We start from the raw sequence: 20,903 nt of genomic DNA, 5'->3' as shown, positions 1-20,903 counted from the left end.
TCGTGCGAAACCTCGAGCACACCACCAGACCGAGCTTCAGGATGCCGATTGGAAGCTTTACAGCGGTCCCATATCTGGCGAAGATCCTCGCGGTTCGACGACCTGCGCGTATCCTCGACCTTGGGATCGGATCGGGTTTTTTGGGCGCGATTGTTCGGCAGTGGGTCGATCTGGGTGTTCAGCCCTGGAGGAGTCTCCTGATCGGGGTCGAGGTCTGGGCCGAATATCGAAATCCTCTCTGGGATTTGTATAATCTTGTGATTATAGAAACGATTCAGGAATATCTCTCCCGTCATTGTGAGGAATTCGATTGTATCCTGCTAGGCGACGTCTTGGAGCATTTCGAGATTCGAGAAGGAGTTGAACTTCTCGAGCAGCTCAAGTCACGAGTTGCACCCGACGGAGTTCTCCTGGTCGCGACACCAGCCCAGTTTCATGAACAAGCAGCCGTTCACGGTAACGAATTCGAGCGACATCGATCTGTATGGACCGCACAACAATTGGAGGAGTTAGGCTTTCAGACACTCCTCTCAGGGTTTGAACCTCAAATCTCCTTCGTCCCGACTTTATTTTCTTTCTGGGAACCTCGACTCGGATCGTTGACCAGCCAAGTGGATCTCGCCCTTTGACCGGAAATATCACGTTGAGATTTCGCAAGGAATCAATCCGATCTATTGCCTAGAAAGTCGGAGATGGGAAGAGGTTCGGGCGAGAGATTAGACGCAATCGATTGATGGGAAACTTCCTCGATCGATTGGCTCGTGATTCCGGGCCGATGGAGTGCGAGAACATGATGATGTACCTCAGGAAATCATCGGTGACCTCCTTCAGGTCGTTGGCCCGCTCGAAGATCGCCTCGTAGACAGCCAGATGACACTTGCTCACACCCCGGATTCGGCACAGGAAATGACGCCGCCCCGTCCTGGTTCTTGCCATCGTGCTGCAATGCACCTCACGCATCCCGTCACCGTCGTCGTCGCGGGCCAATTCGCCGTCCCCGTGATTCGCCGTTGCGTGGCCCCGCCCCCGTTCGGTTACTCGGTGAGATTCCCGCCAATCGTGGGTATTCAGCTACACGCCCGGCATCGTCGTCGTCTGCACCCGACCATCCAACGTCCGCTGGTCCGAGTTGCACACGAAGTGAAGGCAAGCCCGACCCGAGCCACGGTCGATCGTCGCCGAGACTGGCGGGCGGTCGTTGGCGAAGGTCTCGTGCCCGCGTCGCTTCTTGGCCCGAAGACGCGTCAGGTCGAGAAACGGCGCGGTGTGGGATGCCATTTTTCCCCGAGTTGACGTAGCACTTGTCGACCTCGACCGCCGCGTCGGGAAGTGGGCCCAGTTGAGCCCGGAGGTGGCAAGTTTCTGGAGCTTGTTCCGCTGTTGCAGAAGCATTATCCGGTCGCAGCCCGGATCGCGAGACATCCGCGATGTCGTGATCCCTTGGACGAAGCCACGGAGGATGAGGACCACGGCCGCACGGCTCCGGCTTGTCTACTGCAGGGCCGTGCCGGCGAAGGCGTTGAAGATCCATCGGCAGCCGCGGTAGCGATAATCGAGGACCGGATCGCGGTGGCGGCGATGGGCGCCGAAGCGGTCGCCGCCACATCGGGGACAGGTCAGCCCGTAGGGATGGAGGGCCTTGACGCAGCGTGAGAAGCGGGCGTCCTGATCTATCAAGCCGGCCGGTGGGAAGTCCATCGCCTTACCCTATGCTGTGGGTCAACTCTCGCAGTGATTACAACACCAGCAGGGTTGACCGAAAAAGCAGGGACCAGCATTACGGGGTCGTGAGTCTAGAATGTAATTCTGCGGTAATGTAGACGATTATAAAACGTCCTTTCGGTCGAAACCTGAAATAGTTTAAATGGGAATATTTCGATTGAAATTGACCAAACCTGTGATCTCGGGCGGTAATTCATACTTCGAATAAATAGCGGAGGAGGTGGGATTCGAACCCACGGTACCCTTGCGGGTACACCGGTTTTCGAGACCGGCCCTTTCGGCCACTCAGGCACCCCTCCGAAGTTCGCTTGCTCTAAACCGAACGTTGCTTCTGGAAAAAAGAACTCAATAGCTTTCGAGATTCTTCTGCAAGGACACCTGAGGTCTGAGAGATTCGATGGTTAAGCCGACGATCATCCAACATCCGAAACAGACTCCGGCATGCTCCAGCCTTCGGGTCCGATGCAGCGTAAACAAGCCGAGAGATACGACTCAAATTTATAGCCCCGGCACACATGCAACAGGGCTCAAGCGTAACATATATCGTACAAGACTCGAGATGCCATGATCCTAGGGCTCGACCGGCCAGGGTCAGTGCCAATCGTTCGGCATGTGCCGTCGGATCAGCAAGAGTCTCGCGAAGATTGTAGGCTTGCGAGACAATCCGACCCTCGATTGTCACGAGAGCCCCGACGGGAACCTCACCGACCTGACTAGCTTGCTCTGCTAAATCCAGAGCCCTTGTCATCATTTCTATATCGAGCGAAGGATTGCCGAAACAACCCAGCTTTCCATTGACCATGAATCTTCCGTGAGGGCGAACGACCATGTTCAATCAGAATCACAAGATAACGCCTCGCGACCGGTGACACAAGGGGGCTTGGGATCACCTTCGAAATTTCGAGATCGAAAGGTCAAAACTGGTCGTCACCAATTGGCTCGCCATCGTCTCGAGAGCCAAGAAGTCGATATACCCGATCGCTGATCGTTGTCTTGAGGAATCGAACGGAACCATCCCCGAAGCAAAAGTTTGCCCCACCCGGATGATTACCGCCAAATCCTCCAACTGATCTTGGCCCTGGCAATACGGCGGAAATACCTCTATTGGGTGCTTGCTGGGTCGAACCTGCATCATCAGGGCTGGTTGGGCTCGAGATACTTAGGATGGCGTCGAATGGGTCGAGTTTCGTTCGGTTTATCGGAGTGCCAGTATTTCGAAGAGTGGCTCGCGAGCCCGAGGCCCATCCCAGTTCATCGCCTCCAGGCAACTTCTCTCCGAAAAAAATGGTGTGAGAGAGCCCATCCTCGATCTCTTCGGATTTGACATTGCTGTTCAGGAAAAACACACCTCTGTTGGTCGAATCGATGGGACCCTCGACGTCATGATGGCAAGCTGCATAAGAGGTTGTCGCGGGGTCGAAGCTGCCCATTGCCCCGCTGAATTTCCCGGAACGAACCTGCGAAGGGCAGAGAAGAAAACTCATCGAGACACCGCGTGCGGTTATGTTTGCGGGTTGATAGACGCCGCGATTGAAGTCCAGATGCCGATTGACGTTCCTCTGCTCCAGAAAGGGTAATAACTGACAGATCCAGCTGAACTGGTAAGCGGTCGGCGTTTCGATGATCGGGCCGGCTGAGTCGATCGTACCTGGAGGAAGCACCCGAAAAGTAGACTCGTAGTTGCGAGCTGCGATCCCCAACTGACTCAAGTTATTTACACATTGGGTTCTTCTGGCTGCCTCTCTGGCCGACTGCACCGCCGGCAACAGCAGGGCGATCAAGGTCGAGATCAGCAAGACTACGGCCAGAAGTTCGATCATCGTGAATCCGGGCCTACGACTCATCATGGGAAGGGCTCGCTGGTTCAGGCCTTCAAAACTGGTCATCACTGAGAAGTTCACCGTCCGAACGATTCCCAAGCAGTTGGAAGATTTTCGGGCTGATGTTGGTTTTGATGAATCGAACGCTACCATCGCCGAAACCAAAGTTGGCCCCTCCAGGATGACGGCTTCCAAAACCTCCCACCGTTGCGGCAGGGTTATCTGCACCTGGTTTCGGCCCTGAGCTGTCCGTCGACACGGCTGATTTATCTTCGTCTGGATCGGAATCGGGCAGTGAAGTCACTGGAAGAGCGCGGAAGACTGACGCCAAAGGGGTCCCGGTATTCCGAAGTGTCGCCTTTGTGCCGGAGGCCCAGCCTAGTTCATCTGGCTCGGTAGACTTTTCGCCGAAAAAAATCGTGTGAGAGGTTCCATCTTCAATATCTTCGTATCGGATGTGGCTGTTCAGGAAGAAGACGCCCTTGTTCTTTGCGTCGATCGGTGCCTCGGCGTCATGATGGCAGGCGGCGTAGTCATTCAAGGCCGGGTCGCCCCCGATGGGTGGATTCGATCCGGACCGAACCATTCGGGTCGGGCCCCCTGAGGATGGACAGAACAGGGTGTTCATTAAGACGTTGCGAGCCGAACCATTCTCGGCTTGGTAGACGCCGACTTCGAAATTGAGGCTTCGATAGACGGGCCGAGCGTCAAGGTAGGGAAGGAGTTGACTGATCCAACCGAAGTGATAACCCGAAGGTGTGCTTAGAATCGGCCCTGTTGGGTTGACAACTCCCGATGGGAGCGACTCGAACGAATTCTCATAATTCTTGGCGGCGATTCCGATCTGCATCAGGTTATTGACGCATTGGAGGCGTCGCGCCGCCTCCCGGGCCGCTTGCACAGCCGGCAGGAGCAGGGCTACCAACACGGCGATGATGGCGATCACGACCAGAAGTTCGATCAGCGTAAAAGCCCGGGGGCGTCCTCGTCGCGGGTTCATGGCGAAATTACCTCGATGTTCGATTGATGGAAAGGACAGCCTCCAGGCTCTGGCGCGCCCGGTGGATCGAGTGGTTCGGAAAATCGGCGCGAATCCTCACCCGCCGACGATCAAAATGCTCGGGAACCTCTTCGACCTGGATCAGGACCGTTCCCGACCCGCGATTTCCCAACTCCTGGGCGCTGATTTCCCACGACTCTCCCTGGTAGTCGCTGGATTCGGCCAATCGGGCCTCGGCCCGATCCAGCGCCGACTCGGCGAGCCAGGTCGCCTGGATCCTACGTTCTTCCAGACCGATCTCGACCCGACGAGCCAGGACCGCCTTCAGGAGTCCTGCACCGATCAAGGCGATCACGATCAGAGCGATCAGGACGACGATCGAAACCAGGCCTCGACGTCGAGATCGCCCCGTGCAAACCTGTTCCCCTTGGAGATAGATCATTCGGGGTTCGCCTCGATTTGCCGGTGCTTTCCCATCACGGCCTCGATTCGATAGCCGCGAATTGAACCGCTTTCAAATTCGCCGATCGGCCGATCGAAGGTGATTGTCGCGAGTCGTCGATTGCCGAGCATGTGTAGTTCGATCCTTGCCGAACCTCGTAGTGGACGACGATAAGATTCTCGACGATGAACTTTGTCTCCGAGTCGAACCAACCTCATAACATCGAGCGGGCGGATCAGATACTCGACGGTCTCGGAATTCACGAGCGGGAACTCAATTCGGGTGTCCGACTGTTTGGGCGGCGAAAACGGCGAAGCTTCGTGAATATCCATTCGGAAGTCGCGGGCAAGTCGGGCCAGGTCGGTCGCTGTCTCGGTCGAGGCCCGCTGACTCCGATCCAGACGCAGGAGAAGGTGGATCGTCCCTGCACAGAGCCCGGCCAGGATGCTCATTACGGTGATCAGAACGAGGCATTCGATCAGGGCATAGCCGCGTCGGGTTCGAAGTAAGCTCATTCGGCCCCACCCTTCTTGAAAGTCCAACTGACCAGTCGGACCGGTGCTTCGGCCTGCCCATGACGACCGGACCAACGAATCTCGATGGTGATTCGCTTTCGGGCAAGTGACTCGATGCTTTCTTCGATTTTCGTGGTCAAGCTGGACCCAGGAAGAATGGATCGGGTCGACTCGGGGAGTTCTAGTTCGGCAAGAGCTTGGGGCGTTATCTCGTTGAAGGAGCGAACCGTGATTCGTTCCATCAGATTTGCCGCCTCGGCGACGGCAAGTTCCCGACGTGATATCGACCGACCTTCGGAGGCGACCCAACCAACGACGTGAACCGTGACTGCCATCGCCGCCGCAAGCATTAGCCCAGTGATTGCCATCTCGACGAGGCCGAAACCTCTCCGTCTTGATGGTCTGGCTCTCGAACAAGAAGAGATCATGCGGAGAGCCTCTGGATCAACGTGGTCAGGGGCATGAAGAACGCGACCGATAGGACAAAAACCATCAAACCGAGAGCCAGGACCATGAGGATAAAGAGAAGTTGCGACCAGATCTGAAGTCGATAGGCTAGTCGTCGCTCGCCGGATTCGGCCAGTTCGCGGAGTGACCAGGGTAAATTGCCGACTCGGGTCGATGCTTCGATAACGTCTAAGTCGGCCCGACTGAGCAGCCCGCAGGAATGAAGCGCCTCGGACCATTCCACGCCTTGTTCTGCATCGCGGCTCGCCTGGTGGAGCTTCCTCCGAACCCATCCGGTCGGATACCACTCGGCCATCGACTCGAGAGCGGGAACGATGGGCCGGCCCGAATCGACCACCAAGGCAAATGTTCGAAGGAGGAGGATAGTGTGCTTTCGCGGGAAGAGTCGATCGAAGAGAGGAATTCCCACATTTGAGGACGAGAGCAGAGCGAATGGAAGGTAGATCAGATAACCAATCAGGGGAAAAAAGACGATCCAACCGTAGTCGACAATGGAGTGAGAGATCGAGATCACGAAACGCGTCAGTTCGGGTAACTCGATCCCGAAGTCATTGAAGATCGCCTCGAACTTGGGGACGATGAAGTAGAGAACGAAGCCGACGATGCCCTGGCCAATCAAGACCACCCAGCTTAGATACGCGATCCTTGTCGCGATCCCCTGGGTGATGGAAGATCGGCCCGCCCGGGCGATGGTGGCCTCGCGGAGACCGCCGGGCAGGTCTCCCGAATCCCCCCCAATCCGAATCAAGAACGAAGCCTCGGGAGTGAGGACTCGCGGGATACTCTCAATCGCGACGGCGAGCGGGACCCCTTGATGCAGAAGGTCGGCCAGGGAAGAAGTCCAGACCCGATACATACCTCCCGCCTGGGCCGAGAATGCGCGGACGCCTGGCTCGAGAGGCAATCCTCGCTCAGCCTCGACTCGCAGTATCCACAGCAAGGCCTCTTGATCGGTCGTCCTCCGACGTGACGTCAAGAAGATCAGAGCACCGATGACGATCGGAAGTGAAGGGATCGAGAATACGCTGATGGTGGCAGATGTCACGGTCATGTAACCGACGACAAAGACGATCCAGCCGAAAAATGAGTAGCGTGCTGAAAGTGAAGCGATCCATACGCCGGTTGCAATGACTCCCAATCCGATCAGGGACGCCAGGACGACTCGCTGCAAAGCCTGATCGGATCCCATCGCCTCACGCCCGGCCCAAGAGACAAGCGCGAAGTACACAAGCGCGATCATGAGTTTTCGCAAACTCAGTTGATGGAAGTGCTTTCTCCCGCGAGCTGTCACGTTCGGAGAGGCATCCAACTCATCCAGATCCGGTGGTTTCGAGGCCTCGCCCTTCGACATGGGTGCCTTTCTGTGATCTTTAACCCGAGAGCGCGGAAATGAGATTGATCAGGGAAAAGAGAGGTAGATAGAGGGTTGCTATCGCGAATCCAACCAACCAGAGGATCAGCAAGGCCAGGATCGTGTTCAAAACGTTTGCAGAGAAGGCGGATTGGGATCTTGCGCGGGCCTCAAACAACTCGCCGGCAAGCCGAAGCGTCCCCGGCAGGCTGCCTCGACCTTCGGACCAACGAAAGAGCGGCGAGAGGCTTGAGGGGATGACGTCCCAAAGACGGATCGCCGTGGTAAATGAATCTCCCGCGTAGATCGCACGGGCCATCCGTTCCGAAGCTTCTGCCAGTTCAGCGTCTTGGACTCCACGACCGGCCAGTTCCAGGGCCTCGGGTAGCGGAATCTCGGCCTCCAGGAGCATGGCCATTAGTCGGCAGAACTCGGTCAACGAGGTGTATCTGAGAACAGGTCCCACGATTGGGACATCGCAGGCCATCCTCCACCGTTGAGCGGGGGAGAGCATCAGCCGGATCCCTCCCAAGATAACGGCTCCGATCGTCAAGAAGCCGACCAAGCCATGAAGCCAGTGATCGACCACGAATTGGGCCATCGAGGATAGGGCCTCCGCTTGAGTCTGGATGCCGGTTTTCTGAAATCCGAAACCTTCCAGGTTAGAACTGACCGCGTCGGACGCCTGGGTGGACAGGTTGCAGACGAATATCACGAGTGCGACAACCACCAAGAGAGTTGCCGCGGGATAAGCGACAATCGTCCAGAATTTCCGACGAAGATCGTCGCCCAGATTCGCGTTCCTCACCGACTCGCTGAGTATCTCCGAAACTCGACCCGATCGCGATCCGGCCATGATCAGTCCCAGGAGGTGACCGGGAAGATTGCTCCGACCTTCGGCGATTGCCCGATCGAGCGACTGCCCGGCCTCGATTCGATTGACAAGATCGTTAAAGCAACGGCGAAGCTCCGGAGAATTTACCTCTGCGGCGGCGGCTCTGAGTCCCGAGGGGAGTGGCAAACCTGACCGAGTCAGCGAAGCGAGTTGTTCGACGAATTCTGAGGTATCGCTCCTCGATAGCCGGGAACCCGAGAAATCCTCGGCTTCGACGAGCGATTCTACGGCCAGTCCTCTCGAATTCAGATCGGCCTCGACAGCTTCTCGGCTCTCGCCGATGGATTCGCCGGAGATCCACTTCCCCGATGTATCGGTCGCGCCATATCGAAATTTAGCCATCGGTCGGTTGCCCGGTTGCTCAAGGGATGAGAAGCGCCAATCCCTCATAGAGGTTGGTTAATGGCAAGAAAAGGAGCAGGCCATAGAGGAATACGGTCCCTGCCCCTAGGGTCAACATCAGGACGACCGGGAGCGCCGATCGGATGATCTCTAATCTGCTCTCGGCCTTCTTTCGATAGTTCTTCGCGACATGGCGAAGGCCCGAGGCCAGATCTCCTTGCCGATGACCAGCCGAAAGCATCCAGGAGAGGAGGGGGGGCAAAACTCGATATCCAGTCGAACTTGTGGGAATGGATTCGTCCCCACGACGGATGCGCTCGGCGAACTCATTCGAGCAACGCCGGATATCAGGATCTCCCGAAGCTTGACCCGCGAGCGGTAGAGCCTCGTCGAGCGGAACGTGGTGGTCGACCAGAAGGGCGAGTAGATCCGCAAAATTGGCGTTGCGGAAGCCTGCAACCATCGAACCAACCAGGGGAAAGCGATTTAGCCAATTCCCGGATTGGCCCGTGTCTAGTGCCACCGACCGTCCCGACCAGACCCATCGAAGGATCGAGACGATCAGGAGGACTGGAATCACAGGACCCCAGTATGTCACCAGGTCACCTACTCGATGGAGAAAATTGAGCAAGCCCATCGGTTCGATCCCGAGTGACCGATAAGCGCCGATAATCCTGGGGACAACGCCGAGAATGAATCCCAATGCGAGGCCGTATGCCAGCGTCAGGACGATTGTCGGGTAGAGTAATGCCAGGCCGACGGCTCGGCGGGACTCGGCGTAGCCTCGGGTCACGACCGCCATTCCCTCCAAGGCCTCGGCAAGTCGGCCGGAGCGGATTCCGGCCACCACCACCGCCCGATAGAGGTCTGAGAGTGCGAAACGCGACCGACTCAGGGCTTCGGGCAGGCTCTCACCGAGTGCCATGCGATCGCCTAGCTCTCGGGCAATCGCTCCGGTCTGGGATCCAAGTTCGTCACTCGACCTGAACAGGCCTCGTTCGAGAGGTATTCCCGCCCTGACCAGTGACTTGATCTCGTCGTTCAACGCGATCAGCTGGTCGAGGGCGATCGGACGACCGGAGGCACCCGATTCGCTCTTGGACAAAGGAATAACCCCGCTCAGGACCTCGACCTTTTACGATTGTCATTGGAGCTTACCTTGACCTCCCACGTTTGTCGAGGGGGGACCGGGAAATCCTTCGGAGGGCTAGGCTGATCCGGAACGAAACGACTCAAGTTGGGTCGTCGAGAGTGTCCGAGAATCCGAGTACCCTCCGGACCTCTGCGGGTGAGGTCAATCCTGCTTCGATGGCCTGAATCGCCCGATGCCATCGACCGAGCATACCGTTTCGGATCGCCTGACGCTCGAAGACTCTGAGATCCGCCCGAGCCAGGATCGCCGGACCAAGCCCGAGGCGTTCGGGCTCCAGTAGTTCCGCCAGCAACATCCGCCCACGATATCCCGTGCCTCGGCAGGATTCGCAGCCGACTGCCACCCAGGCTTTCGATACCGATAGTCCCAGGAATCCACGATATTCCGACTCTTCACGAGCACATTCACATAACTTGCGGACGAGTCGCTGCGAGACGACAGCGAGCAGGCCACTCCGGATGAGGTACGGTTCGATTCCCATGTCGGCCAGTCGGGCTACCGCGCCCGAGGAACTGCCCGCATGGAAGGTGCTGAGGACGAGATGCCCCGTCATCGAAGCCTGAAAGGCCACCTCTGCGGTCGGTCGATCGCGAATTTCTCCGACGACGATAACCTCAGGGTCCTGTCGTAGGAGAGAACGAAGCCCGGTCGCGAGATCGAACCCGGCTTGGATATCGACTTGAGATTGAGTCACTCCGTCGACCGCGACCTCGACGGGATCTTCCAGAGTGACAAGGCTGCGACTTCCGGCCGATGACTCCACAAGCTCCCGGAGACAGGCGTAGATCGTGGTGGTCTTACCGCTTCCCGCCGGTCCGGTCAGGAGGATGGCTCCCGAAGTTTCGGCAAGGGCGTGGGTCAACTTGTCTCGAACGTCGGGCGGTAGGCCAAGGTCATTGAGCCGGAGAAACTGTCCACTTGCGGCAAAGAGGCGAATGACGGCCTTTTCGCCGTGCAGCGTCGGGAAGGTACTAACTCTGACTTCTCTTCCCGATTCGACTTCCCGGATCCGCCCCTCCTGGGGGACGTCGGTCCTGTAAGTCAACAACTCAGCGAGGACCTTGAGGCGGGCGATGACGTTCGGGGCCAGGACTCTGGGCAGTCTCGTCGCCTCGACGAGAATTCCGTCGATCCGAAACCGAACTTCGAGGCCACCGAGAGTCGGCTGGAGGTGGATATCGCTCGCGTTAGAAATTCGTGCTTCGGCGAGGAGGCACGAAACGAGATCGACGGCCGCCTTCGGGTCGTCCATCTTGATCCCGGCGAGTCGCTTCTGGAAGTTCTCGGAGAGGGTAGATTGCATGAGGATACCGGGATCAGGATTGAGGAGCGACCGGGACTCGAAAGCGTGCCGGTATCCTTGATCTTGATCTCCAGGCGTGGTGATTTCCAGGCTCAACGGGAGGAGGGCGCGTGGCATGGCCCCGGACCGTAGTGTCCCGGGGCCAGATTGACCTCATCAGCAAAAAAGTAGACTTACTTGCCTTCACCTTTCATGACGAACATCAATTGCATTTCCTTAGTCTTGAAATTGGTCGGCATTTCTCCCCCCGGTAGCGCATAGATCAGCTTGACGATCTCACCCTTTTTCTCGATCAGTCCACGAGCCAATGTCTCACCCGTTTGCTCGCTGTTCGGGGCAATCTTGCTCTTCATCGTGATGGTCCAGGGTTCCGAGCTAGTGTCGATCTTGTAGGTCTGGGCATACACCTCCTTCTTGTCCTTATCGAGGACGACGATGGCATCTTCCGCAAAACGGACAGTGATCCCATCGATCCGCTCGGCGGATTCCTTCTGACCGTTTTTTTCTCCGTCGATGACGGTATATGCCCCGATCAGCCCCTGGGGAACTTCGCCATCTTTCAACTTCGACTGGTCGTCGGAAAATGCGAAAGAACTGATCGCGAGAAACGCGAACAATCCCTGGATCGTTGAAATGCGGTTCATGGTGGAATAACTCCCGGGCGGATCGACCTGCCGCGATATGCGGCCCACCTGATGAAATGGTGCAAGTTCGATGCCGGTCGAGGACGTGTGGCAATATCAGTCTTTGCCGTTGGGGCTAACAATCGGGCCGTAAAATCCGGGGCGGCGATCGGCAATTCGGTCGACAATATGCTTGCCTGGCACTCGGACGAGACGCTTGGTCCTGGCCCTGACCGGGTCCACCTCGGCGTACAAGATCTCTTCTAACTCGGAGCTTGCTTTGGTGAGAATTTCGCCCCCAGGATCTGCGATTGAACTTCGGCCGATGAACCGAAAACCGCGTTCCTCGCCGATCCGATTCACTGCCATCATATAAACGACGTTCTCCATCGCTCGACAGGACGGGATGTGTTCGGCGGCCGCCTCGGCATGGGTTGGCCAGTTCGTGGGCAGTACCAGAAGGTCGGCACCGAGGAGGGAGAGCACGCGACCAGTCTCCGGGAACCCGCCATCATAACAAATATGCATTCCTATGCGTAATCCCCCGGCATCGAAGACCTCAAGGGGCCTGTCGCCGGGATCGGCAAAGCGATCGACTCCCAGGTATGGCAGGTGGATCTTCCGATACGAACCGATCACTCCGTCCGGGCCAACGAGTACGCATGCATTGAATAGTCGATCCTTGTCTCGTTCGAGCAGGCCGAAGATGGCGAATGCACGCTTCCGGGAGCAGGCGGCAACAAGTTCGTCGGTCGAGGGTCCGGGGATCGTCTCGGAATACGGGTATGCCTCATCCTTACTATCGAATCCATAACCGGACAGGGCACATTCCGGGAAGACGACCAGTGTGGCTCCGGCTGCAGTCGCCTCTTCGAATTTCGAGAGGATCGAGCTGCGATTTGCTGCGAGATCGCCGAACTGAGGTTCCATCTGGACCGCAGCGATACGAATGGGGGCCGGGTCGGCCATCTTGCTGAACTCCTGGATCATGGGCCTGTATCATGGGCTCGGAGGTACGACGCGGGCGTCAGAGAAACGAACATGGCCGCCACCATGAAACGCGTCCCGACCTGCCGCTTCAAGGGTTTGAAGCGGAGATTCGGGACGCGTGGTTGGAACCGAAGTTGGGTTTAGTCGATCGACTTGATCGCGATATTCCGGAATTCGACCGGGTCCCCGTGGCCGGCGAAGCCGAAGTATCCGGAGGTCCGTTCTTTGCCGGGGTGCGGGGAGTTGGCCATGTACTCGGTGACCGTCGAGAGGTCTGCATCGAGTATGACGGTTCCGTTCAACTCAACCTTGATCTTCGACCCCTTGACCGTCACTTCCTGGCTGTTCCACTCGCCCACCGGTCGAAGATAACCACGGGCTGCGGCAACCATCCCATAGGCCGATCCGTGATACTGGCGGGGGTCGAGCTTGTTGTACTTGGGCGAGGTATTGTCGAGGACCTGAAGCTCAGTCATGCCAACATAGGCGGGGTCACCCTCCCCGGGGTAGCGGATGGCCAGGCCATTATTGCCACCGGGGGGCAGGCGAAATTCGACCCGGGCGACGAAGTCGGAAAATTCCTTGTCCTTGAAGTAGACCGCGCCCCCGGAGCCCGGCTTGCATCGGAGGGCTCCATCGACCACCTCGTAGTTCCCGATCGCTCCGCCCCATCCCTCGGTCGACTTGCCGTCGAAGATGGGTGAGAGGCCGGGCTCGCCCTTCTCGGCCAGGGTCATGTTAGCCTCGGCGGGAGGGATCTCGCGGAGGTAGATATTCTTCCAGCGGATCTCGCCACCGTGAGTCTGAAGCTGGATCGGGCCGGTGGCGAAGTGGGGTGACTTGCGGTCGAAGAAGTTCTCCATCGTCGCGTGATCGACCACCAGCTTGTCGTTGAGATAGACCGTGGTCCGGGCACCGATCTGGATAATCTTCAGTCGGTTCCACTCGCCGAACGGCTTGTCGGCCAACTCGATCGGGTCCTTGCCCTTGGCCCCGGGGCTGTTGTTCCACAGGCCTCCCGAGCCCTTATCGGCCCCGATCTCTTGCTTGCCGCCTTCCTTGGTGTAATCCCAGATCTGGACCTGGGGATTGGCCCGCAGGTAGATCCCGCTATCCGCCTTGGGGACGGTCTTGTAATCGATCAGGAGCTCGATGTCTCCATAATCTTTGTCGGTCGTTAGGTAGGCTCCGAACCCATCATTGACAAGGTCGCCATCCTGGACGCTCCAATGCTTCTTGGCATCGGCCGTCCACTCGGCAATCTTGGCCGCTCGATCGGCCTCGCTCATCTCGGCGAGCTTGCGAGGGTCGAAATGGGGCATCCCATGCCAGCCTGATAGATCTTCTCCATTAAAGATCGCCACGTATCCTTCGGGCGGCTTGGCGGTATCGTCGAGGGCAGCTGGGGAGATCGTGGAGGCCAGTCCACAGGCCAGGAGGGCCGAGAAAATCGCTCGCATGAAAGAAACCTCTGGGTGATCAAGTGCGGGGTTCATCGGTTTGGAGTGAAAGTTCAGAGAGTCCAGCCCTTGCGGTAGTCTCGGCGCAGGAAGGCTTCAGCCTCAGGGCAATTCGTGGCCTTCATCGCCGGGCCATCCCATTCGAGGGCCTTTCCCGATCTGTAGGCGACGGACCCGAGTAAGACCGACTCGGTGAGTGCGCCCGAGTAGTCGAAGTTGCAGGTGGTGGGTCGCCCGTCCTTGCAGGCGGCAATCCATTCGGCGTGGTGCCCGATCGATTTGGGGATCGATTGTTCGGGGGCCGTGAAATCGCGGAAAGAGTCCTCGGGGAGGAGCTTCCGTCGTCCATAGTCGGCGATCAGCATTCCCTTCTCGCCGACGAAGAGGACACCGTTTTCCCACCCCTTGACGTTCCGGTCGGTCAGCAGTTCGGGACGCTGGCCTCCCTGATACCAGGTGAGCGAGACCGGAGGCTGCTGTCCCCGGGCCGGAAACTGGTACTTGACGACCAGCCTCTCGGGTGCCGTCTCAGCGTCGGGAGGAGGCCCCTCTGCCGTGATGGTCGTCGGATACCGAAGGTCGAGTGCCCAGAATGGGAGGTCGATGAAATGACATCCCATGTCGCCGAGCGTGCCGTTGCCGAAATCCCACCATCGGCGCCAGGTGGCCGGCTGATACGTCGGATGGTAGGGACGATCGGGGGCTGGCCCGATCCAGAGATCCCAGTGTAAACCCGAGGGGATGGGCGGTTTTTCGGTCGGTCGGGTGCCGCCGGACCAGTTCGCCGAGCCCAGCCAGACGTGAACTTCCTTGACCGGCCCGATTGCTTCGGATTTGACCAGCTCGACCACTCTCCGATAGTTGTCGGTCGCGTGGATCTGGGTACCCATCTGGGTGGCAACCTTGGCCTCCGCCGCGAGTTTGGCGAGGGTCCTCGCCTCGAAGACGGAGTGGGTCAGCGGCTTCTCGCAATAGACGTGCTTGCCCAAACGGAGGGCCATGGCAGCCGCTGGGGCGTGAGTGTGGTCTGCGGTGCTGATGACCACCCCGTCGATTCCGGGCATCTCGATCAGTTTGCGGAAGTCGACGAACGTCTTCGCGTTCGAGAATCGCTCGCTGGCTCGGGCGAGCAGGGCATCGTCGATTTCGCAGATGGCGACGACGTTCTCGCCTTCCACCCCTTCGATATTCCCCAACGCTCGGCCAGAGGTCCCGATGATTCCGATATTGAGCCGGTCATTGGGACCGCCCCGGGCCCGACCTCCGAAGGCGGCTGTCAGACTCCCGGCCGCGGCTACCCTCAGGAAGTCGCGGCGATTCCTACCCTGTCTCATGCTTGACACCTCCGGAGCCCATCGCCATGGCCCGATTCAAGAAAGGTTGAGCGTATCTCATCTCAACGACCAAACCCAGGGGCTAGTCCCCTTTGAAATGGAACGGGTGTGACCAGGGATTCTTGGGTTTCACGCCGCCCGGTTCCAGAATAGGTCCCACTGATCGGTCTGACGGCAGCAGATCAGGGCGGCCATGGCTCGGGCGTTCTTGTGCCGCCAGCGGGCCCCGCGAGCTTTCAGCCTCAGACCCAGGGTCTTCGCCGCACCCTCCACCACCCCGCTTCCGATCGCATCGCCGGACGCCAGGCGGCCCGCGTAGTCGAGCCGCGTCAGGTGGCCCAGGAAGTAGTTCAGCAGTCGCTCCAGGGCCCCCCGCCTCTTCGGTGTGTCCTCGCGTTCCAGTTCCTCGCCGATCAGCCGGCAAACTCCCGTCCAACCTTCCCTCAGCAGTAACTCACGGCCGTGCTCGTGGAACGTGGTCGCCTCGGCTGTCCCTTCGCCAAAGAGCCGCTTGCCGGCGAGGGCGATGTGCTGGCTGGCGTGGTAGATATCCAGGGTCTGGCGGCACCCGGTCAGGGCCCGGCCGGCCGCCTTCCAGATCCATGACGCCCCGTCCCCCAGCACGTGCAGCCGGGCCATCGCCGGCAGGCCCAGCCGCTTCAGCCGCGCGTGCCAGGACCGGCGGAATCGCCGGGATGCCGAGATGTCGGCCCACATCACTCGGGCGGTAGCCTTGGGCAAGACGCGCGACTCCCACTGCTGGGGGGTCGCCGGTTTGGCCGTCGGTCGCTTCTGGGCTACGGCGATCTTCAGGTCGCGCCAGCCCTTCTCACGGGTGTTGACCTTGCCGGCGTCGACGGCGAACTCCCAGCCACCTCCGGCCTTTCCGAAGCCCTCGGCCGAGGCGGTCTCGGTGCCCTGCCAACGCGCGATCCGGCTGGCCTGACGTTCGCAATAGACCCGCAGGGTCTCGGCCGCCGGCGAGACGCCGAGCAGCTCGAGCAGGTTCTCGCGGGCCCGCTCGAAGGACAGGTCGGCGGCACTACGGCAGGCCTTGCGTTGCAATCGAGGGCTGAGGCCGCCGTCGAGCCCGAGGACGGTATCGGCGTGATAGCCTCCCGGCACGCAAGGGCATCGCGAGCCCCACCAGTGCCGCCTCAAGGTGATCGCCCCCAGGCAGGTGAAGACCTCGCGCGTGGCGGTCCCGCGATTCTCGCGAACCTGTCCACAGGAACAGATCCTCAGGGGAGCCCCTTTTTCTCGGCGTGCTCGAGCCGAGCCCGGACGGCGCGTTGGAGGAGCCGACGCTGGTGCTCGCGACCCTGTTCGATGACGGCCTCCTCGCAGACGTCGAGGACCGAGCCATCGGGGGTGGTGGCGGCGAGATCCTTCATCTCGCCGACGAAGCCGGCGTAGCCGCGAATCAGATCCTCGTCCTCGGCCTCGATCTCCAGGGTGATCACCTTCCGTGTCATGGCGGAACTCCGGGTGTCGGGTTCAAGAAGTCCACCCAATTTGCCAGGACGGACGATTCACCACCAGAGAACTTGGTTACACCCAATGGAACGGGGGCCAACCCTTCCAGGTCGGCCCCCGAGAAATCCGTTATCGCGATGACTTACCAGATCTGCACTCGCCGATCGGGCGAGAGCCAGAGTTTGTCACCTTCCTTGACTCCAAATGCCCGATAGAACTCTGGGATATTGCGGATGACACCATTGCAGCGAAATTCGGCCGGGGAATGAGGATCGACCGCGATTCGACGAGTGAGCTCCGCAGGCCGGTACTTAGCACGCCAGACCTGGGCCCAACCGATGAAGAATCGCTGGTCGCCCGTCAATTTGTCGAGAATTGGAGCCTCGCCATTCGCGAGCGCGAGCTTATAGGCCTTGTAGGCGATCGTCAGGCCTCCGAGGTCGCCGATGTTTTCGCCAATGGTCAGGGCTCCGTTGACATGCTGGCCGGGAGCCTCTGTCGGCTCGAATCCGTCGTATTGCTCGATCAGTTTCTTGGCCCGGCCCTCGAACTCCTTTCGGTCCTCGTCGGTCCACCAGTCCTTGAGGTTGCCCTCGCCATCGTACTTCGATCCCTGGTCATCGAACCCGTGGCCGATCTCATGACCGATGACCGCGCCAATACCCCCATAATTCACGGCGTCATCGGCTTCGAGATCGAAGAAAGGAGGTTGAAGGATCGCGGCAGGGAAGACGATCTCGTTCATCCCTGGGTTGTAGTAAGCGTTGACTGTCTGCGGGGTCATGAACCATTCGGAGCGATCCACCGGCTTGCCGAGCTTGGCGAGTTGGCGATCGAATTCGAACTCCGTGGCTCTCTTGGCGTTCCCGATCAAGTCGTCGCGGCGGATCTCCAGCCTCGAATAATCCCGCCACTTGTCGGGATAGCCGATCTTGGGATTGAACTTGGCCAGCTTTTCCAACGCCTTCTTCTTGGTCTCGTCCCCCATCCATTCCAGCGACTGGATATCTTGCCGATAGGCTTCGATGAGGTTCGCGACGAGCTGCTGCATCCGATCCTTCGCGGCCGGAGGGAAATGCTTCTCGACATAGAGCTTGCCGACGACTTCGCCCAGAGATCCTTCGACCACGCCGACGCCTCGCTTCCAGCGGGGCTTGAGTTCTTGAGATCCGGTCAGCGTCTTGCCGTAGAAGTCGAAATTTTCATCGACGAACGGCTTGCTGAGGAGAGGGGCATAGTTCCGGAGTACGTTCCAGGTCAGCCACGCTTTCCAGTCTTCGAGCGGAGCTTGCTCGATCGCGCGTGACATGGCCGAGAAGTAGCTCGGCTGGCCGACGATCACTTCCTCGACCGAATTAATACCGGCGGCTTCGAGCCATCCCTGCCAATCGAAGCCAGGAGTCAACTCGGATAGAGCCTTAAGATTCTTCTTGTTGTAGGTCAGCTCGTCGTCGCGATTCTTGACTCGGTCCCAGTGGTCCTTGGCGAGCCTGGTCTCCAGGGCGAGCACGCGCTCGGCCGATTTCTCGGGATCGGGGTAATCGGCCAGTTCGAACATCTTGCGGATATGGATGAGATAGGCATCACGCTGAGACTTGAACTGATCAAGCCGATAATACGACTCATCGGGGAGGCCGATTCCACCTTGTGAAAGATAGATGATGTAACGATCGGATTGCTTCGCGTCGGTATTCACGAAGAGGCCGAAGGTTCCGTCGATCCCGCTATTCTGAAGTTTGGCCAGCGTCCGGATCAGTCCGGGCTTATCCTGAATGGCGGTGACGGCATCTAGGTCGGCCTGAATCGGCTTCAAACCGAGGTCATTAACAGTCGTTTCGTCCATGAAACTGGCGAAGAGGTCGCCGACCTTCTGAGCCTCGGATCCGGCCGGGCTGTCGGGCTTGGCGGCAGTTTCCTCGATGATCTTGCGGAGGTTGGCCTCGGAGAGATCACGGAGTTTATAAAACGCGCCGTCGAGAGGCCGATCGGGAGGGATGGGTGCTCCCGCGAGCCATTTACCATTCACATGTCGAAACAGGTCATCCTGGGGTCGGACATTCGAGTCTACGAAGTTCGAATCAACGCCCGATTTGATGCCCGAATCCTCGAGTGGACCACCCAAGGCAAGTATTGCCCAGCCTCCATTGAGGAGAACCGCTGCTACCACTGCCGAGATCGATCGTTTCATGCGTCTCAAATCCTTGATCCAATGGTGTTTAAATCCGTGGGCAGGCGTCTGTGCGACTCGATCATGCGGAATCTCGAACCGCCGAACCTGCTGCTCGTATTCCATCCGATTCGTGAAGGGGCCGCCAGGGGAAACGATTTCTCGGATCAACTCACCGCGAATCAAACGCTCCATTCATCGATCCCACCTTCGGCACAATCGATCCGACCGCGGGGGATCGATATCTTTAGGCCCATCTCGGTCTGTCGATTTGCTCGCCAAATCCGTAAGCCTCGCGATTCAACGACCGATTTGCGATAAGTGATAGATTCTCGATCTCGATTGGAAATCTCTGCCTTGAACTTTGACGAAGAAACGTCATCTCGGGGGTTGATTTGTCCGGATATCATTGGAGGGAGTCCGTCGAGGGAGAACGTTGTGCATGTATGGTCGAAGAGTACCGAATTTGACGGGACTGCATCGACTGGAGGCCAAATTTTCATGATGCCAAATCGGCTCTTTATGGCCTTCTCGATCGGCGCCGCACTGACCCTCGGGTGTGATCGCCCACTCCCTCCCTCAGTGTTTCGAGAAACGACCGACGTAGTCGTGGCGAAGCCTGTCTTGCTCGAAGTCACCGACTACGAAGAATTTACCGGGCACACCGAGGCGATCCGAAGTGTTCTCGTTCGATCTCAAGTGACCGGATATTTAAAAAAGCGGCATTTCCTGGAAGGCGAGGAGGTACTCCAGGGCGATCTCCTTTATGAGATCGATGATCGTCCCTACAAGGCGGAGCTGGACCGGGCCAATGCCACCGTCGCCCAGTATGAAGCGAGAAGACGCCGATTAGTCAACGATCAGAGGCGATCCGCGAATCTTTTTCAGAGAGGTGCGATCGGAAAGGCGGAGTTCGACCTCGTTACCAGTGATCTGGCCGAGGCCGAGGCTATGCTGAACGCTGCGTTGGCCCAACTTGAGCAGGCTCGGATCAAAGAGGAATTCACCAAGGTCAGGGCACCGATGAACGGCGAAATAGGGCGTTCGCTCCTCGAACCGGGAAATCTGATCCTCGAAGGGACGACCATCCTGACCGATATCGTTGAAGCGGACAAGCTTCACGTCTATTTCGATATCAATCAGGATCTATTCTCGAAGGTTTCGGATCTGATTCGAGATGGTCAGGTTCGCTCGGAGGATGGGAAAGATGTCCCCGTGGCGATCGGCCTTCCCGACGAGGAAGATTATTCGTATCGGGGCACCCTCAATTTCAGCGAGAACAAGGTCGATAGCGCCACCGGGACGCTCCGAGTTCGAGGGATCATGGATAATCCCAAACCCTGGATTCTCAGCCCGGGCCTCTTCGTCCGGGTCAAGCTCTCGATCGGCTCGCCACATCCGGCTCTGTTGGTCCCGGAAGCGGCTGTAGGATCCGATCAGGGGAGGACGTTCGTCTATGTCGTAGACGACCAAGATGAGGTAGTTTACAAACCAGTCAGGGCTGGACAGGTCTTCGAAGGGAAGCGATCCATCCTTCAAGGTCTTGAAGCGGACGAACGAGTGATCGTGGCGGGGTTGCAGAGGGTTCGACCAGGTTCGAAAGTTTCACCCAAGATGCCTGTGCCTTCCGAGTCTGGTCAAGTGTCAGCTCTTCTGGAGTGATGCATTCTTGGTAGAAGCTTCTGGCCGGTTTCAAACACAAAACCTTAAAATACAAAAGGGATTGCGTCTGATAGACGCAATCCCTAAATTTGATCAGAATACCCCCACGGGGACTCGAACCCCGGTCCCTAGGCTGAGAACCTAGTATCCTAGGCCACTAGACGATGGGGGCCTCATGAC

At 58.4% G+C, this 20,903-nt stretch carries 19 protein-coding genes and 2 tRNA genes; 2 read left to right on the top strand and 19 right to left on the bottom strand.

Features of this window, described 5'->3' with window-relative positions; all coding sequences use genetic code 11:
- The first annotated feature begins 41 nt into the window (after positions 1-41).
- Complete coding sequence (locus P12x_RS20985) at positions 42-629, top strand: class I SAM-dependent methyltransferase (protein WP_435006695.1); 588 nt, start codon at positions 42-44, stop codon at positions 627-629.
- Positions 630-1,071: 442 nt separating this feature from the next.
- On the opposite strand, the gene P12x_RS20980 is transcribed toward P12x_RS20985, so the two are convergent.
- From P12x_RS20980 to P12x_RS20895, 18 genes are all read right to left on the bottom strand, one after another.
- Complete coding sequence (locus tag P12x_RS20980) at positions 1,072-1,278, bottom strand: hypothetical protein (protein WP_435006693.1); 207 nt, start codon at positions 1,276-1,278, stop codon at positions 1,072-1,074.
- A gap of 213 nt (positions 1,279-1,491) precedes the next feature.
- The gene (locus tag P12x_RS20975) at positions 1,492-1,698 is read right to left on the bottom strand and encodes a hypothetical protein (RefSeq protein WP_435006692.1); all 207 of its coding nucleotides are present in this window, start codon (positions 1,696-1,698) and stop codon (positions 1,492-1,494) included.
- Between the two features lie 236 nt (positions 1,699-1,934).
- Positions 1,935-2,021, bottom strand: a tRNA-Ser gene (locus P12x_RS20970).
- A gap of 14 nt (positions 2,022-2,035) precedes the next feature.
- Positions 2,036-2,524: a nucleoside deaminase gene (locus tag P12x_RS20965; RefSeq protein WP_435006690.1), complete on the bottom strand. Its 489-nt coding sequence runs from the start codon at positions 2,522-2,524 to the stop codon at positions 2,036-2,038.
- A gap of 112 nt (positions 2,525-2,636) precedes the next feature.
- Positions 2,637-3,566, bottom strand: a complete 930-nt coding sequence (locus P12x_RS20960) for a DUF1559 domain-containing protein (protein WP_435011705.1) — start codon at positions 3,564-3,566, stop codon at positions 2,637-2,639.
- A gap of 28 nt (positions 3,567-3,594) precedes the next feature.
- Positions 3,595-4,542 (bottom strand): DUF1559 domain-containing protein, encoded by a 948-nt coding sequence (locus tag P12x_RS20955; protein WP_435006689.1) that lies wholly within the window; start codon positions 4,540-4,542, stop codon positions 3,595-3,597.
- A gap of 7 nt (positions 4,543-4,549) precedes the next feature.
- Entirely contained in the window at positions 4,550-4,984 is a 435-nt protein-coding gene (locus tag P12x_RS20950; protein WP_435006687.1) for a hypothetical protein, read from the bottom strand.
- Positions 4,985-5,923: 939 nt separating this feature from the next.
- Positions 5,924-6,871 (bottom strand): type II secretion system F family protein, encoded by a 948-nt coding sequence (locus P12x_RS20945; RefSeq protein WP_435006685.1) that lies wholly within the window; start codon positions 6,869-6,871, stop codon positions 5,924-5,926.
- Positions 6,872-7,337: 466 nt separating this feature from the next.
- A complete protein-coding gene (locus P12x_RS20940) occupies positions 7,338-8,555 on the bottom strand; it encodes a type II secretion system F family protein (RefSeq protein WP_435006684.1) in 1,218 nt (405 codons plus the stop codon).
- Between the two features lie 19 nt (positions 8,556-8,574).
- A complete protein-coding gene (locus P12x_RS20935; RefSeq protein ID WP_435011704.1) occupies positions 8,575-9,600 on the bottom strand; it encodes a type II secretion system F family protein in 1,026 nt (341 codons plus the stop codon).
- A gap of 187 nt (positions 9,601-9,787) precedes the next feature.
- Positions 9,788-11,128 (bottom strand): GspE/PulE family protein, encoded by a 1,341-nt coding sequence (locus tag P12x_RS20930; protein WP_435006683.1) that lies wholly within the window; start codon positions 11,126-11,128, stop codon positions 9,788-9,790.
- Between the two features lie 56 nt (positions 11,129-11,184).
- Positions 11,185-11,655, bottom strand: coding sequence for a TIGR03067 domain-containing protein (locus P12x_RS20925; RefSeq protein ID WP_435006682.1), 471 nt, complete (start codon positions 11,653-11,655; stop codon positions 11,185-11,187).
- Between the two features lie 96 nt (positions 11,656-11,751).
- The gene (locus P12x_RS20920; RefSeq protein ID WP_435006681.1) at positions 11,752-12,603 is read right to left on the bottom strand and encodes a carbon-nitrogen hydrolase family protein; all 852 of its coding nucleotides are present in this window, start codon (positions 12,601-12,603) and stop codon (positions 11,752-11,754) included.
- Between the two features lie 161 nt (positions 12,604-12,764).
- Positions 12,765-14,084, bottom strand: a complete 1,320-nt coding sequence (locus P12x_RS20915) for a 3-keto-disaccharide hydrolase (RefSeq protein ID WP_435006679.1) — start codon at positions 14,082-14,084, stop codon at positions 12,765-12,767.
- A 53-nt stretch (positions 14,085-14,137) separates the two neighbouring features.
- Positions 14,138-15,418 carry a Gfo/Idh/MocA family protein gene (locus P12x_RS20910; protein WP_435006677.1) on the bottom strand — a complete coding sequence of 427 codons (1,281 nt, stop codon included), beginning with the start codon at positions 15,416-15,418 and terminating at the stop codon, positions 14,138-14,140.
- Positions 15,419-15,547: 129 nt separating this feature from the next.
- The gene (locus P12x_RS20905; protein WP_435006121.1) at positions 15,548-16,543 is read right to left on the bottom strand and encodes a hypothetical protein; all 996 of its coding nucleotides are present in this window, start codon (positions 16,541-16,543) and stop codon (positions 15,548-15,550) included.
- A 116-nt stretch (positions 16,544-16,659) separates the two neighbouring features.
- Complete coding sequence (locus P12x_RS20900; protein WP_435006120.1) at positions 16,660-16,893, bottom strand: hypothetical protein; 234 nt, start codon at positions 16,891-16,893, stop codon at positions 16,660-16,662.
- Between the two features lie 143 nt (positions 16,894-17,036).
- Complete coding sequence (locus tag P12x_RS20895) at positions 17,037-19,082, bottom strand: M13 family metallopeptidase (RefSeq protein WP_435006676.1); 2,046 nt, start codon at positions 19,080-19,082, stop codon at positions 17,037-17,039.
- Positions 19,083-19,418: 336 nt separating this feature from the next.
- On the opposite strand from P12x_RS20895, the gene P12x_RS20890 reads away from it, so the two are divergent.
- Positions 19,419-20,723 (top strand): efflux RND transporter periplasmic adaptor subunit, encoded by a 1,305-nt coding sequence (locus P12x_RS20890; protein ID WP_435006675.1) that lies wholly within the window; start codon positions 19,419-19,421, stop codon positions 20,721-20,723.
- Positions 20,724-20,822: 99 nt separating this feature from the next.
- Here P12x_RS20890 and P12x_RS20885 read toward each other — a convergent pair.
- Positions 20,823-20,895 (bottom strand) — tRNA-Glu (locus P12x_RS20885).
- Positions 20,896-20,903: the final 8 nt, after the last annotated feature.

The organism is Tundrisphaera lichenicola, assembly GCF_051175385.1.
GTDB lineage: Bacteria > Planctomycetota > Planctomycetia > Isosphaerales > Isosphaeraceae > Tundrisphaera > Tundrisphaera lichenicola.
The sequence above is the reverse complement of the archived record's forward strand: the minus strand, read 5'-3'. Positions and strand labels throughout refer to the sequence as shown.

Excerpts from the sequence above, each read along its gene's own strand:
- P12x_RS20985 (WP_435006695.1), top strand. The coding sequence starts at position 42 with ATGCCGATTGGAAGCTTTACAGCGGTCCCATATCTGGCGAAGATCCTC.
- P12x_RS20980 (WP_435006693.1), bottom strand. The coding sequence starts at position 1,278 with ATGGCATCCCACACCGCGCCGTTTCTCGACCTGACGCGTCTTCGGGCC.
- P12x_RS20975 (WP_435006692.1), bottom strand. The coding sequence starts at position 1,698 with ATGGACTTCCCACCGGCCGGCTTGATAGATCAGGACGCCCGCTTCTCA.
- P12x_RS20965 (WP_435006690.1), bottom strand. The coding sequence starts at position 2,524 with ATGGTCAATGGAAAGCTGGGTTGTTTCGGCAATCCTTCGCTCGATATA.
- P12x_RS20960 (WP_435011705.1), bottom strand. The coding sequence starts at position 3,566 with ATGAGTCGTAGGCCCGGATTCACGATGATCGAACTTCTGGCCGTAGTC.
- P12x_RS20955 (WP_435006689.1), bottom strand. The coding sequence starts at position 4,542 with ATGAACCCGCGACGAGGACGCCCCCGGGCTTTTACGCTGATCGAACTT.
- P12x_RS20950 (WP_435006687.1), bottom strand. The coding sequence starts at position 4,984 with ATGATCTATCTCCAAGGGGAACAGGTTTGCACGGGGCGATCTCGACGT.
- P12x_RS20940 (WP_435006684.1), bottom strand. The coding sequence starts at position 8,555 with ATGGCTAAATTTCGATATGGCGCGACCGATACATCGGGGAAGTGGATC.
- P12x_RS20930 (WP_435006683.1), bottom strand. The coding sequence starts at position 11,128 with ATGCCACGCGCCCTCCTCCCGTTGAGCCTGGAAATCACCACGCCTGGA.
- P12x_RS20925 (WP_435006682.1), bottom strand. The coding sequence starts at position 11,655 with ATGAACCGCATTTCAACGATCCAGGGATTGTTCGCGTTTCTCGCGATC.
- P12x_RS20920 (WP_435006681.1), bottom strand. The coding sequence starts at position 12,603 with ATGGCCGACCCGGCCCCCATTCGTATCGCTGCGGTCCAGATGGAACCT.
- P12x_RS20915 (WP_435006679.1), bottom strand. The coding sequence starts at position 14,084 with ATGCGAGCGATTTTCTCGGCCCTCCTGGCCTGTGGACTGGCCTCCACG.
- P12x_RS20910 (WP_435006677.1), bottom strand. The coding sequence starts at position 15,418 with ATGAGACAGGGTAGGAATCGCCGCGACTTCCTGAGGGTAGCCGCGGCC.
- P12x_RS20900 (WP_435006120.1), bottom strand. The coding sequence starts at position 16,893 with ATGACACGGAAGGTGATCACCCTGGAGATCGAGGCCGAGGACGAGGAT.
- P12x_RS20895 (WP_435006676.1), bottom strand. The coding sequence starts at position 19,082 with ATGAAACGATCGATCTCGGCAGTGGTAGCAGCGGTTCTCCTCAATGGA.